The 13129-nt window shown below is 62.9% G+C and carries 12 protein-coding genes and 1 riboswitch; of the genes, 5 read left to right on the forward strand and 7 right to left on the reverse strand.

The genetic code is table 11. The features are described from left to right. Positions 1-167 precede the first annotated feature (167 nt). The 3 genes from cpdA to N4Q37_RS16340 form a co-directional block, all read right to left on the reverse strand. Positions 168-983: a 3',5'-cyclic-AMP phosphodiesterase gene (cpdA, locus tag N4Q37_RS16330; RefSeq protein WP_260959328.1), complete on the reverse strand. Its 816-nt coding sequence runs from the start codon at positions 981-983 to the stop codon at positions 168-170. A 114-nt stretch (positions 984-1097) separates the two neighbouring features. After that, positions 1098-1550: a DUF1249 domain-containing protein gene (locus N4Q37_RS16335; RefSeq protein WP_260959330.1), complete on the reverse strand. Its 453-nt coding sequence runs from the start codon at positions 1548-1550 to the stop codon at positions 1098-1100. Further along, the gene (locus N4Q37_RS16340) at positions 1541-2158 is read right to left on the reverse strand and encodes an NUDIX domain-containing protein (protein ID WP_260959332.1); all 618 of its coding nucleotides are present in this window, start codon (positions 2156-2158) and stop codon (positions 1541-1543) included. Before N4Q37_RS16340 ends, N4Q37_RS16335 begins: the two co-directional genes overlap by 10 nt. Before the next feature lie 214 nt (positions 2159-2372). Between N4Q37_RS16340 and N4Q37_RS16345 the strand changes: the two genes are divergently transcribed. Beyond that, complete coding sequence (locus N4Q37_RS16345; protein WP_260959334.1) at positions 2373-3119, forward strand: DUF3298 domain-containing protein; 747 nt, start codon at positions 2373-2375, stop codon at positions 3117-3119. Here the strand turns inward: N4Q37_RS16345 and cytX are convergent. Together cytX and thiC are read right to left on the reverse strand one after the other, a co-directional pair. Continuing rightward, complete coding sequence (gene cytX, locus N4Q37_RS16350) at positions 3088-4380, reverse strand: putative hydroxymethylpyrimidine transporter CytX (protein ID WP_260959336.1); 1293 nt, start codon at positions 4378-4380, stop codon at positions 3088-3090. The two genes, N4Q37_RS16345 and cytX, sit on opposite strands and share 32 nt — an antisense overlap. A 92-nt stretch (positions 4381-4472) precedes the next feature. After that, the gene (gene thiC / locus N4Q37_RS16355; protein ID WP_260959338.1) at positions 4473-6362 is read right to left on the reverse strand and encodes a phosphomethylpyrimidine synthase ThiC; all 1890 of its coding nucleotides are present in this window, start codon (positions 6360-6362) and stop codon (positions 4473-4475) included. A gap of 161 nt (positions 6363-6523) precedes the next feature. Then, positions 6524-6629: riboswitch (TPP riboswitch) on the reverse strand. 154 nt (positions 6630-6783) lie between these two features. Here thiC and N4Q37_RS16360 point away from each other — a divergent pair. Continuing rightward, the gene (locus N4Q37_RS16360; protein ID WP_260959339.1) at positions 6784-8223 is read left to right on the forward strand and encodes a TolC family outer membrane protein; all 1440 of its coding nucleotides are present in this window, start codon (positions 6784-6786) and stop codon (positions 8221-8223) included. Between the two features lie 61 nt (positions 8224-8284). Here the strand turns inward: N4Q37_RS16360 and waaA are convergent, their stop codons facing one another. Both waaA and N4Q37_RS16370 read right to left on the reverse strand, forming a co-directional pair. Beyond that, a complete protein-coding gene (waaA, locus tag N4Q37_RS16365; RefSeq protein WP_260959340.1) occupies positions 8285-9559 on the reverse strand; it encodes a lipid IV(A) 3-deoxy-D-manno-octulosonic acid transferase in 1275 nt (424 codons plus the stop codon). 22 nt (positions 9560-9581) lie between these two features. Continuing rightward, entirely contained in the window at positions 9582-10472 is an 891-nt protein-coding gene (locus tag N4Q37_RS16370) for a LysR family transcriptional regulator (protein ID WP_260959342.1), read from the reverse strand. Positions 10473-10576: 104 nt separating this feature from the next. Between N4Q37_RS16370 and N4Q37_RS16375 the strand changes: the two genes are divergently transcribed. From N4Q37_RS16375 to N4Q37_RS16385, 3 genes are all read left to right on the forward strand, one after another. Beyond that, positions 10577-10909: a DMT family transporter gene (locus tag N4Q37_RS16375; RefSeq protein ID WP_260959353.1), complete on the forward strand. Its 333-nt coding sequence runs from the start codon at positions 10577-10579 to the stop codon at positions 10907-10909. A 205-nt stretch (positions 10910-11114) separates the two neighbouring features. Continuing rightward, positions 11115-12290, forward strand: coding sequence for an NAD(P)/FAD-dependent oxidoreductase (locus tag N4Q37_RS16380; protein WP_260959354.1), 1176 nt, complete (start codon positions 11115-11117; stop codon positions 12288-12290). Continuing rightward, positions 12287-13099, forward strand: a complete 813-nt coding sequence (locus N4Q37_RS16385; protein WP_260959356.1) for an aldo/keto reductase — start codon at positions 12287-12289, stop codon at positions 13097-13099. Before N4Q37_RS16380 ends, N4Q37_RS16385 begins: the two co-directional genes overlap by 4 nt. Positions 13100-13129 lie beyond the last annotated feature (30 nt).

Below are 13129 nucleotides of genomic sequence, written 5' to 3' on the forward strand. Positions count from 1 at the left end.
GAAGCGGTTTCTTTTTGGTTGGCATACATGCACCTCTTACTCATGTTATGCCCGAACACAAAATTTCTGACACCCTCGTTACCGCAGCAATGGATATGTACTCCATCAACAAAACCCAAGCCAATCACAGGGCCGCCTTCGCGGGCAAGCCCGCTCCCACAGAAAACTCAATACCCATTAGCCCCATAGTCGACCGCAAACTCAAACCCAACCACCCGCTCAACCCCCGTCTCCAACCGCCCATCCGCCAAAAGCCGCAACCACCGATACCCCGGCACCTGCTCCCCCACCGCAAAATCCACAGAACCAGGCTCAAACTGAATACAGGTCGAAGGCGAAGCCAACAACCGCACCCCGTTGCGCACCCGATCAACCTCCTGATGCACATGCCCCCACAGCACCGCCCGTACCTGGGGAAACCGATCCAACACCGCAAACAGCGCCTCAGGATTACGCAACCCGATGGGCTCCATCCACGCACACCCAATCGAAACAGGATGATGATGCAGGCACACCAGATGATGCCGCTCCGGCGCTTCACTCAGGGCATTGGCCAGCAGAATCAGTTGCTCTTCGGCCAAAAACCCCGGCACCGATCCGGGCACGGCGGAGTCGAGCATCGTCACGCGCCAGTTGCCAATGTCCACCACCGGGTCGAGCAACGCACTCTGGACCGCCGCCCTCAGCATCACCTGCGGCTCGTCATGGTTACCCGGGATCCAGCGCGCCGGCGCCTCGATTTGCGCGGTCAATTGCCGGAACGCCTCGTAGGACTCCAGTGTGCCGTCCTGGGACAGATCGCCAGTGGCGAGCATCAGGTCGATGTCCGGTTGCTGCCTGAGCACCAGGTCAATCACCGCCCGCAGGCTGTCGCGGGTGTTCATGCCCAGCAACGAAGCATCGGCCTCGGCGTACAGGTGGCTGTCGGACAGTTGGACCAGCAACGCCGTGTCGGCAGTGGTCAGGCTGGATACGCTCGGCAAATCGCTCTCTCCCTGGCGCAATCACGCCGTTGCATGAAGCCGCAATTATGCTGGGGATGATCGAAAGGTGAAACCCGCGAACCGGAACCGGTTCACAACCAGCGCTCGGTATCGTTACCGAACGACTTCGAACTCGTGGCCCAGCGCCAGGCAATGACTCAGCCACTCGCCCAGGAACAGGTTCAACTGGGCCTTTTCGTCCGGCTGGTGCATCGACGCATTGGGGTAAGGATAGATGCCGCGAAAGCGCCGCGCATGTTCGGCGCTCACCACTTCGGCCATGCGCGCATCGTGATAGACCTGGACTTCCAGCTGCGGCACCGGCAGCCACGGCAGGCTGTGTTCCTGGCGCACCTGCAACGTGGTGGTGTAGGGGCAGGCCTGCAGCACTTCCAGGGCCAGCACGCCGAGCATCTGGTCGCCGTGGGTCACGGCGATGCGGCGCGGCAACGGCTCGTTGCGCATGTCCGGCAACAAGCGCATCAGGCGGGCATAGTTGGCCTCGCAGGCGGCCTGCAACCCCACCAGATCGACGCGATAGCGATCGCGCAGCTTGTTCAGGACCATAACCCCCTCACTTCCTCGCGATTCAAGGCCAGCCACTGCAGGGCGATAATGCTCGGTGCGTTGCAGATCATACCGTCGCGTACCGCTTGCAAGGCATCTTCGAAAGCCCACACCTTGACGCGGATGTCCTCGGCCTCTTCCTCCAGGCCATGCAGCCCGCCTACCCCCTTGCTGTCGCAACGTCCCAGGTACAGGTGCACGAACTCATCGCTGCCGCCGGGGGATGGAAAATACCGGGTCATCGGCCACAACGCCGCGAAGGCCAGCCCGGCTTCCTCCTGCGCTTCGCGATGAGCCACTTCTTCCGGCTGCTCGTCCTTGTCGATCAGGCCGGCCACCAGTTCCACCAGCCAGGGATTGGCGGTCTTGCCCATGGCGCCGACGCGAAACTGCTCGATGAGCACCACTTCATCGCGTTGCGGGTCATAGGGCAGCACGCACACCGCATCATGGCGCACGAACAGTTCACGCTTGATTTCACGGCTCATGCCACCGGCGAACAATTCATGGCGCAGGTGCACACGGTCGAGTTTGTAGAAACCCTTGAAGCAGCTTTCGCGCTTGATGATGTCCACGGTGCTCGGGGTGGCGTTGGCGAAATTGGTCATGACAATCCTCGTGTGCAGTCGATCAATACGAGGTTCCAACCTCGGCTTCGCGCCATCCTAACGCGCCCATACCCTTTGATGCAGCCCCTTTCCAGTCATCGGGATGGACGGCTGCGCTTAAAGCCACTCTAATGAGCTTAGTGGCGAACTGATTGCCTTGCCGACAGTCGAAGCCGGTAACTTTTCGCCTTTCCCTGTTCCATGAAGGACACCCATGTCGCTTTTCAAAACTGCTTGCGTGGCGGCCATTGCCCTCACTCTCGGGGCTTGCCAAAGCCTGTTCCAGCCCAACTACCGCACTCCCCTGGAAACCACCCGTGATGCCTCGGAGCAACTGCAACCCGGTTGCGCCAGCGCCGACTGCCCCTTGGTGAACATCGATACACTGCACTTTCCCGCCGAACCGAACCTGGACGGCATCATCGAAAAACGCCTGCTGGAATTGACCCGCGCCACCCCGGGCGCGCCGGTGGCGCCGACATTGGCGGCCTATCGGGAGCAGTTCTTGCGCAGCGCCGCGCCGCGCACCAGCAGCTATTTGCAAGCCAAGGTACGCGAGCAGCATGACGGCCTGGTGATCATCGAACTGTCCAGCTACCTGGACACCGGCGGCGCCCACGGCACGCCGGGGCGTGGTTTCATCAACTATTCGCGCCAGCAGCACAAGGTGCTGACGCTGTCGGACATGCTGCTGCCAGGCCAGGAAGAAGACTTCTGGAAAGCCGCCCAGGTGGCCCACAACAGTTGGCTGATCAGCACCAAGCTGGATCAGGAACCTGAGTTCCTGAAGCAGTGGTCGTTCCAGAAGACCCCGAACGTGGCGCTGACCTACGGCGGGGTGATCCTCAAGTACGAAGTGAGCACCATCGCGCCCTACGCCCTGGGCCACGTTGAATTGAAGATCGCTTATCCGCGCCTCAACGGCATTCTCAAGCCTGAGCTGTTTCCTGGCCGTAGCTGAAGGCCCGACCCAGTAACAGTTGCAGCAGCCCTGCCAGGATCAGCGACGGCAGGGTTGCGCCGATGTCCGGATAGAAATTGGCGAGCAGGTGATAGGTGCCGATCCCGCCCAGCCAGGCCAACAGCGCCGGCCAACGCAACGCCGCTGGCGCGACCCGGCTGCCGCGCTGGCGCAGGATGAAATGATCCACCAGCACCACGCCGAACAACGGCGCGAACACCGAACCGATCAGCAACAGGAAGTTCTGGTATTGCGCCAACGGCGCAAAGCAGGCGATCAAAGTGCAGAGCACGCCAATCGCCAACGCCAGGTGCTCGACCTTGAGTCCCGACAACATGCCGCTGGACACCGCCGCCGAATGAATGTCGGCAAAAGCGTTTTCCGATTCGTCCAACAAAATCAGCAGCAGCGGAATCCCCAACCCAGCGCCAGCCAAGGCCAGTAACAACGCGTTGACCTCACCGCTCGGGGCGAACGCCAGGGTGTAGGCCACGCCCAGGCTCATCAGCCAGAAATTACCGATGAAGAAGCCCAGGGCAGTGCCGCCGAAGACATTTTTCGCGCGTTTACCGAAACGAGAGTAATCGGCAATCAATGGCAGCCACGACAGCGGCATGGCAATGGCGATATCGAACCCCACCGCCAGCGGCATCGAGCCATCGCCCGCCTGGGCCCATAGCGCCGCCAGGTCGGCCTTGGCGAACAGGTTCCAGGTCAGCCAGCTGCACGCCGCCAGCAACAGCCAGATGCCCCACTTGCGCAACACCTTGCGCACGAAAGTCAGCGGCCCGCTCACCGCGAGCAAGGTTGCCAGGGCGCCGAAGAACAAGGTCCACAGCAACGGATTCGCCCCCAGGCTGCCTTCGCTGAAGGCCCGGGCGCCCAGCAGGCTGGCGGCGTCACGCATGACGATGATTTCGAACGAGCCCCAGCCGATCAACTGCAACAGGTTCAACACCGCCGGCACGCTCGCACCTTTACCGCCGAGGCTGAGCTTGAGCGCGGCCATGGCCGACAGGCCAGTGTCACTGCCGATCACCCCGACGGCCGCCAGCAGCAGGACGCCCACCAGCGTGCCAAGGAAAATCGCCAGCAACGAACCACTCAGGCCCAGTCCCGGTGCCAGCAAGGCGCCGACCTGCAAGACCATCAGGCCGATACCGAGGGAAAACCACAGGGAGAAGAGATCGCGGGCGCCGAAGACGCGCTTGTCCAGGGGGACCGCGGTGCCCGGGGAGTAGGTGCTGGGTTGGATGTTCACAGAAATATCTCAGGGCGGTTATTGTTTTGGATCGCTGATCGTCCCCGTGGCGAGGGTGCTTGCTCCCTCGCCACGGGTGAACACCGCTCAGGTCACACTTTCTTGTACAGCTGACTGCCTTCCTGCTTGAACCGCTCCGCCTGCTCCGCCATCCCCTGGGCGACGTCCACATCCACCGCTTCGATGCGCTGGTTGGCCGCGTACTCACGCACTTCCTGGGTAATTTTCATCGAACAGAATTTCGGCCCGCACATCGAGCAGAAATGCGCGACCTTGGCCGAGTCCTTCGGCAGGGTTTCGTCGTGGTACGAACGGGCGGTGTCCGGGTCCAGGCCGAGGTTGAACTGGTCTTCCCAGCGGAACTCGAAACGCGCCTTGCTCAAGGCGTTGTCGCGGATCTGCGCGCCCGGGTGACCCTTGGCAAGGTCGGCCGCGTGGGCGGCGATCTTGTAGGTGATGATCCCCGTCTTGACGTCATCCTTGTTCGGCAAGCCGAGGTGTTCCTTCGGCGTCACGTAGCAGAGCATGGCGCAGCCGAACCAGCCGATCATCGCCGCACCAATGCCGGAGGTGATGTGGTCGTAGCCCGGCGCGATGTCGGTGGTCAGCGGGCCGAGGGTGTAGAACGGCGCCTCGTCGCAGCACTCCAGCTGCTTGTCCATGTTTTCCTTGATCAACTGCATCGGCACGTGGCCGGGGCCTTCGATCATGCATTGCACGTCGTGTTTCCAGGCGATCTTGGTCAGTTCGCCGAGGGTCTCCAGCTCGCCGAACTGCGCTTCGTCGTTGGCGTCGGCAATCGAGCCCGGACGCAGGCCATCGCCCAGCGAGAAGCTGACGTCGTAGGCCTTCATGATTTCGCAGATGTCTTCGAAGTGGGTGTAGAGGAAGTTCTCTTTGTGGTGCGCCAGGCACCACTTGGCCATGATCGAACCGCCACGGCTGACGATGCCGGTGACGCGCTTGGCGGTCATCGGCACGTAGCGCAACAGTACGCCGGCGTGGATGGTGAAGTAGTCGACACCTTGCTCGGCCTGCTCGATCAGCGTGTCGCGGAACAGCTCCCAGGTCAGGTCTTCGGCCACGCCGCCGACTTTTTCCAGGGCCTGGTAGATCGGCACGGTACCGATCGGCACCGGCGAGTTGCGGATGATCCACTCGCGGGTTTCGTGGATGTGCTTGCCAGTAGACAGGTCCATGACCGTGTCCGAACCCCAGCGGATACCCCAGGTCAGCTTCGCCACCTCTTCTTCGATGGACGAACCCAGGGCGCTGTTGCCGATGTTGCCGTTGATCTTCACCAGGAAGTTACGGCCGATGATCATCGGTTCCAGTTCGGTGTGGTTGATGTTGGCCGGGATGATCGCGCGACCGCGGGCGATCTCGTCACGCACGAATTCGGGGGTGATGACCTTCGGCACGCTGGCGCCGAAGCTGTGGCCGGCGTGTTGCTGGTCCAGCAGGCCGGCGGCCCGAGCCACTTCCAGCTTCATGTTTTCGCGGATGGCGACGTATTCCATCTCGGCGGTGATGATGCCTTTGCGCGCGTAGTGCATCTGGCTGACGTTGGCACCCGGCTTGGCCCGACGCGGGTTGTTTACGTGGGCAAAACGCAGCTTGGTCAGCTCGGGGTCGGCGAGGCGCTCCTGGCCGAAGTTGGAACTCAGGCCCGCCAGGCGTTCGGTATCGCCACGGGCTTCGATCCACGGCGAGCGCACGTTGGCCAGGCCTTTGCGCACGTCGATGATCACGTTCGGGTCGGTGTAGGGGCCCGAGGTGTCGTACACCGTCACCGGTGCGTTGATTTCACCGCCGAAATCGGTCGGTGTCACGTCGAGGCTGATTTCACGCATGGGCACGCGAATGTCCGGGCGGCTGCCCTGGACGTAGATTTTTTGCGAGCGGGCAAAAGGCTGGACCGATTGCTCGTCGACTTGGGCCGATTCACTGAGGTTGGTCGCGTTTTTTGATTTTGTCGTCATCACGGGCTCTCCAGACACACATCCAGGCAGTGGATTTTTTGTCGGAGCGAACCTGTCACGAATGGACGCACCCCTGCACGATTGTGCGGATGCTGTGCTTGATACACGAGGGTATTCGAAGTCGAACACATCCCGGACGAAGCACAAGAGGACTCGCCGGGAAGACGAGAAATCTTGTTCCCTACGCAGGCGCTAACCTGATCAGGTTCAACGGGATCCGAATTTATTCGATCTCAGCCTCATAGCAAGGCACCCCGACAAGAACCCGGCCAGTCTAGACACAACCGACACAGAACGCCATCACTGGGGCAAAAGGCATGATGAATGGCGCATCTGCAGGATTGTTGCCGTGCGTCCGCGCAACTACACTCGCTACGCCGCGCCTCTTGCGCACTCTCACTTGTGAACTAGGGATAGCCTCATGCTGCGCAAACTGTCATTGGCCGTTGCCGTGTCCTGTACATCCACCGCGATGGCTTGGGCTGCCGAAGCGCCCTTGTCCACCAAAACCGACCTGGTGAGCGTCTACCAGGAAGCCGTGGACAATAACGCCGACCTGGCCGCCGCCCGCGCCCAGTATGGTGCCCGGAAGGAAGTGGTGCCCCAGGCCCGCGCCGGGCTGTTGCCCAATCTTTCGGCGGGCGCCGACCTGAACAATACCCGCACCTCGCTTGACGAGCCGGCGATGACTGCCACCCGCAGCGCCACCGTTTACCAGGCGACACTGTCCCAGCCGATTTTCCGCGCCGACCGCTGGTTTCAACTGCAGGCGGCGAAATCCGTCAACGAACAAGCCTCGCTGCAACTGTCGGCCACGGAACAGGACATGATCCTGCAAAGCGCCGAGCGCTATTTCAATGTGCTGCGCAGCCAGGACAACCTGGCCTCGACCAAGGCCGAGGAAGCCGCGTTAAAGCGCCAGCTCGATCAGTCCAATGAACGCTATGACGTAGGCCTGTCGGACAAGACCGACGTGCTGCAATCCCAGGCCAGCTATGACACGGCGAGGGCCAACCGGATCGTCGCCCAGCGCCAGGTCGAGGATGCGTTCGAAGCGTTGATCACCCTGACCAACCGCCAGTACAACTCGCTCCAGGGCGTCGTCCACACGCTGCCGATCCTGCCGCCGGCACCGAACGATGCCAAGGCGTGGGTGGACACCGCAGCCAAGCAGAACCTCAACCTGCTGGCCAGCAACTACGCCGTGGAAGCCGCCGAGGACACCCTGCGCCAGCGCAAGGCCGGCCATGCACCGACCCTCGATGCGGTTGCCCAGTACAGAAAAGGCGACAACGACGGCCTCGGCTTCAGCAACCCAAGCGTCACCGGCGAGCGTTATGGCGGCGATGCCGACCAACGCACCATCGGCCTGCAACTGCGTATCCCGATCTACAGCGGCGGGTTGACCAGTTCCCAGGTGCGCGAGTCCTACTCGCAGCTCAGCCAGACCGAACAGCAACGCGAAGGCCTGCGTCGGCAGGTGGTGGAAAACACCCGCAACCTGCACCGGGCGGTGAACACCGACGTCGAACAGGTCCAGGCCCGGCGCCAGTCGATCATTTCCAACCAGAGCGCGGTGGAGGCCACGGAGATCGGCTATCAGGTGGGTACCCGCAACATCGTCGACGTCCTCGATGCCCAGCGCCAGCTGTACACCTCGGTGCGCAACTACAACAACGCCCGCTACGACTACATCCTCGACAACCTGCGCCTCAAGCAGGCGGCCGGCACCTTGAGCCCGGCGGATCTGCAGGACCTGTCACGCTACCTCAAGCCCGACTACAACCCGGACAAGGACTTCCTGCCGCCGGACCTGGCGCAGGCGGCAGCGGAGCAGTTGCGTTCGCGGCCGGGGCAGTAACCCCACCGGTCTACCCAGTGCCCCTGTGGGAGCAAGCTTTGCTCCCACAGGTATGAGCCCCTCAGTCGATCAACCGCCCCAACCCATCCAGCAACCGCTGCAACGCGCCTTGATTGGTGCGCATCACTTTCAATCCCGCCTCGGCCATGCGCTGGGCATCGCGGGGCAGCTCGAACAAGCGCTGCACCGCCAGGGCCAGGCTTTCGGCGTCCTCGACTTCCTGTAGCGCCCCGGCACTGCGCAGTTGCGCCGCGATTTCGAGGAAATTGAACAGGTGCGGCCCGCTCAGCACCGGTTTCGCCAGCGCCGCCGGCTCCAGCAGATTGTGCCCGCCGTTAGGCACCAGGCTGCCACCGACAAAAGCGCTGTCGGCCAAGGCATAGAGGAACAGCAGCTCGCCCATGGTGTCGCCAAGCAACACCGACGCCTGGGCACTGACCGGTTGTGCACGGGAACGCCGGACGGTGGCGAACCCCTCGCGCTCACACAGTTGCTGCACTGAGTCGAAACGCTCGGGATGGCGCGGCACCAGGATCAGCAACGCGTCAGGGTAACTTTCGAGCAGGCGACGGTGGGCAGCCAGTACCACTTCATCCTCGCCCTCGTGGGTACTGGCGGCGATCCACACCGGGCGCTCGGTTGCCTGCCACTGGCGGCGCAGGGCGTTGGCATCTTCGAGCAGTTGCGGGTCGATGGTCAGGTCGAACTTGATCGAGCCGGAGACCTCGACGGTGTCCGCCCGGGCGCCCAACTGGCGAAAACGCTCGGCTTCCGCTTCGGTCTGCACGGCGAACAGGCTCATTTCGGCGAGCATGGGCCGGGTGAGCTTGGGAAAACGCCCATAACCGCGCGCCGAACGCTCCGACAACCGAGCGTTGGCCAAGGCCACCGGAATGCCGCGCCGAGCACATTGGTGGATGTGGTTGGGCCACAGCTCGGTTTCCATGATCACCGCCAGGCACGGACGAACCCGGTCGAGGAAACGCTTGGCCGCGCAAGGCAAGTCATAAGGCAGATAGCAATGCTGGACGCGCGGCTCGCTGGCGAACAACGCCTGGATCCGCTCCGAGCCGGTGGGGGTCATGCAGGTGACGGTGATCGGCAGCTGTGGATAACGTTGCAACAGGGCGCGGATCATCGGTGCGGCGGCGATGCTCTCGCCCACCGACACCGAATGGACCCAGATGCCCCCCGGGACCATGACCGGCAGCCCCCAGGAAAAACGCTCGCCGATGCGCCGGGCATAAGCCGGCGCCTTGCGGGCCCGCAGCCACAGCCGAATCGCTACCAGTGGCAGCCCCAGGTAAAACAATGCGCTATAGAGAGTTCTGTTCATGGCGGCGGAGTTTATCGGGTTTTCAGCCGATCGCCTGCAACTGCACGGCAAAACGTTCCGCCAGCCAGCGCGCCGCCGGCCCCAGGGGTTCGTCGCGGCGCCAGACCAGCTCCACCACCAGGGCCGGCGGGGTCCATTCGCTGTTGAGCTCGACCATGTCGCCCAGGTACGCCGGGTACTGCACGACATGTCGCGGCAGCCAGGCCCACCCCAGGCCGCTTCTCAGCCATTCGGCCAGGACGTAGAAACTGTCGGCCCGCCAGACCTGCGGGCTGGCCTGCTCACTGCCGGGGTACAGGCTGGATTGAGTGGCCATCAACAATTGCCGGTGCCGGGCCATTTCCCGGCAGGACACATAATCAAGGGAGGCCAACGGATGCCCCTTGCTGCACACCGTGACCATCTCGACGCTGCCCAGGACCCGGCGCTCCAGCGCTTCGGGGATCTGGTCGTGATAGAACAACAAGCCGAGGTCGGCGCGCCGCTCCACCAGTTTGCGCGCCACGTCGCCCTGGGCGGCACTGGCCAGTTGCACCTCAAGGGTCGGGAATTGCCGGGCCAACGCCGCCAGGCTGTCGATCACCGGTTGGTAGGGCATGGCCTCGTCCTGGGCCAGGCGCAGCGACGCTTCCTGGCCACGCATCAGCGCCAGGGCCCGGCCGTTGAGGCGTTCACACTGGCGCAGCAGCTCCCGCGCCTCTTCCAACAAGGCCTGGCCCGCCTCGGTCAACCGGGGCTGACGGCCACTGCTGCGCTCGAACAGACTTACCCCCAGGTCGGCTTCCAACAAGGCGATCGCGCTGCTGATGGCCGACTGGGCTTTGCGCTCATCCCGGGCCACGGCGGAAAACGAGCGTTTTTCGACCACACTGACAAACAGCCGTACTTGCTCCAGGTTCCATTGAACACTCATGGCTCAACCCATCTCTTAAACAGATAGGTAATGACTTTACCGCATTTAGCCTCCGCCTAAAAATAGCGCCATCGAAAGACGCAACCGTCAAAAAGGAGTTGCCCATGAACGCTTACTACTACCTTGTCATCGCCATCTGCGCCGAAGTGATCGGCACCGTCTCGATGAAAGCGATCAAGGGCTTGAGCACGCCGTTGCCGCTGCTGCTGGTGATCGTCGGCTACGGCATCGCCTTCTGGATGCTGACCCTTGTGGTGCGTACCGTCCCGGTGGGTGTGGCCTACGCGGTCTGGGCCGGGATGGGGATCGTCATGGTCAGCGTGGCGGCGCTGTTCATCTATGGGCAGAAGCTGGACACCCCGGCGATGCTGGGGATGGCGTTGATTGTGTTGGGGGTGGTGGTGATCCAGTTGTTTTCCAAGACCGCAGGACACTAAAAACGCGGATTGACGGGCTGGAACACACAGAAATAGGCCAAGGGATCTGTGGGAGCAAGGTTTGCCCGCGATGAAGACAACGCGATCTCTCGGGAACCGAGGCGCCTGTATCGCGAGCAAGCTTTGCTCCCACGGATTCAGCAGAGAAAACTCAATTCGTCGAGTCTGTATACTGCGCCCTCGTCTTGAACTCTGAGGTCGCTGCATGCCATCCGTTATTTCCACCGACGTTCTGATTGTCGGCGCCGGAGTCGCTGGTCTCTGGCTGAATGCGCGCCTGCGTCGACTCGGTTTTTCCACTGTGCTGGTGGAAAGCGCCAGCCTCGGCGGCGGACAAAGCGTCAAATCCCAAGGCATCATCCACGGTGGCGCCAAGTACGCCCTGCATGGCGCCCTCACCGGCGCCTCGGAAGCCATCGCCGACATGCCGCGGCGCTGGCGCGAGGCCTTGAAGGGCGACGGCGAGCTGGACCTGTCCGGGGTGCGCATGCTCTCCGACGCCCATTACCTCTGGTCCCCCGGCACTCTTGCCGGCAACCTCACCAGTTTCTTTGCCAGCAAGGCCGTGCGCGGCCGCGTCGACCAGGTCAAAGGCAGCGAATTGCCACCGGCGCTGCAAGACAAGCGCTTCAAGGGCAAGGTCTATCGCCTGGCCGAGCTGGTGGTAGACGTCCCCAGCCTGATCGCACGCCTGGCGGAACTGGCCGGCGACAGCCTGCTGGCCGGGCAACACATCGAACCGCTGCGCGAAGGTGACACGCTGACCGGGCTGAAGGTCGACGGCCGCGAAATTCGCGCCCAGCGCATTGTCCTCAGCGCTGGCGGTGGCACCGCCGAGTTGCTCAAAGCCTTGGACTTGGACAAACCGGCCATGCAGACCCGGCCGTTGCACATGGTCCTGGCCAAGGGGCCGAGCCTCAGACCTCTTTACGCCCATTGCCTGGGCGGCGGACCAAAGCCACGTGTCACCGTGACCACCCACCCGGCCGCCGATGGCCAATGGGTCTGGTACCTGGGCGGCGACCTCGCCGAAGGAGATGCCGTCGCCCGCGAACCCGCTGCGCAGATCGCCGTCGCCCAGAAAGAACTTGGCCAATTGCTGCCCTGGATTGATCTCAGCACCGTCCAATGGGCCACGCTGCGGGTCGACCGCGCCGAACCGCTGCAATCGGGCCTGACCCGCCCGGACAACGCCTTCCTCGCCGAACAGGATCGTCTGCTGGTGGGCTGGCCGACCAAACTGGCCCTGGCCCCGGATTTCGCTGATCGGGTGATCAGCGTGCTGCAACGCCATGGCATCCGGCCTAGTCACCCGACGCCACTGCCAGACTTGCCGAAACCGCCCATGGGCGTCCCCGCCTGGGAGCAACTGCTGCCATGAGCCAAGCGACCCTGCACGACTTCCACCGCCCGCTGGGCCATAACGGTCCGCGGGTCTCCCCGCTGGGCCTGGGCACCGTCAAGCTGGGTCGCGACCAGGGCGTCAAATACCCCAGCGGTTTCCAGATTCCCGATGACGACGAAGCACGCCGGCTGCTCAAACTGGCCCGCGACCTGGGCATCAACCTGATCGACACCGCGCCGGCCTACGGTCGCAGCGAAGAACGCCTGGGCCCGCTGCTGCGCGGCCAACGCCAGGACTGGGTGATTGTCAGCAAGGTCGGCGAAGAATTCAGCGACGGCCAGTCCCGTCACGACTTCAGCGCCGCCCATACCCGGTTTTCCGTGGAACGCAGCCTCAAGCGCCTGGAAACGGACTACATCGACCTGGTGCTGGTGCATTCTGACGGCAACGACCTGGCGATTCTCAACGACAGCGAGGTCTACCCGACCCTGGCGGCGCTCAAGCGCGAGGGCAAGATCGGCGGCTTCGGCTTCTCCGGAAAAACCGTCGACGGTGGCTTGAAAGCCCTGGAGCAAGGCGATTGCGCGATGGTCACCTACAATCTGAACGAGCAAAACGAGAAGGCTGTCATTGACTACGCAAACGCGCACGGCAAGGCGATCCTGGTGAAGAAAGCCCTGGCCAGCGGCCACGTCTGCCTGAACCCTGGGACAGACCCGGTTCGTGCCAGCTTCGAACTGTTGTTTGAGCATCCTGGGGTTGCCAGTGCTATTGTCGGCACGATCAATCCGCTGCACCTCGCCCATAACGTCGCGACCTTAGCCCAGGTCCTACGTAAAAACTGACGCCGCACTACGCGGCATTAAGCAGGAGCC

The sequence above is a fragment of the Pseudomonas citri genome (assembly GCF_025336485.1).
GTDB lineage: Bacteria > Pseudomonadota > Gammaproteobacteria > Pseudomonadales > Pseudomonadaceae > Aquipseudomonas > Aquipseudomonas citri.

What these genes read in the sequence shown, in the direction of transcription:
- N4Q37_RS16345 (WP_260959334.1), top strand. Translation starts at nt 2,373, where the DNA reads ATGTCGCTTTTCAAAACTGCTTGCGTGGCGGCCATTGCCCTCACTCTC.
- thiC (WP_260959338.1), bottom strand. Translation starts at nt 6,362, where the DNA reads ATGACGACAAAATCAAAAAACGCGACCAACCTCAGTGAATCGGCCCAA.
- N4Q37_RS16335 (WP_260959330.1), bottom strand. Translation starts at nt 1,550, where the DNA reads ATGGTCCTGAACAAGCTGCGCGATCGCTATCGCGTCGATCTGGTGGGG.
- N4Q37_RS16375 (WP_260959353.1), top strand. Translation starts at nt 10,577, where the DNA reads ATGAACGCTTACTACTACCTTGTCATCGCCATCTGCGCCGAAGTGATC.
- N4Q37_RS16380 (WP_260959354.1), top strand. Translation starts at nt 11,115, where the DNA reads ATGCCATCCGTTATTTCCACCGACGTTCTGATTGTCGGCGCCGGAGTC.
- N4Q37_RS16385 (WP_260959356.1), top strand. Translation starts at nt 12,287, where the DNA reads ATGAGCCAAGCGACCCTGCACGACTTCCACCGCCCGCTGGGCCATAAC.
- N4Q37_RS16360 (WP_260959339.1), top strand. Translation starts at nt 6,784, where the DNA reads ATGCTGCGCAAACTGTCATTGGCCGTTGCCGTGTCCTGTACATCCACC.
- N4Q37_RS16340 (WP_260959332.1), bottom strand. Translation starts at nt 2,158, where the DNA reads ATGACCAATTTCGCCAACGCCACCCCGAGCACCGTGGACATCATCAAG.
- waaA (WP_260959340.1), bottom strand. Translation starts at nt 9,559, where the DNA reads ATGAACAGAACTCTCTATAGCGCATTGTTTTACCTGGGGCTGCCACTG.
- N4Q37_RS16370 (WP_260959342.1), bottom strand. Translation starts at nt 10,472, where the DNA reads ATGAGTGTTCAATGGAACCTGGAGCAAGTACGGCTGTTTGTCAGTGTG.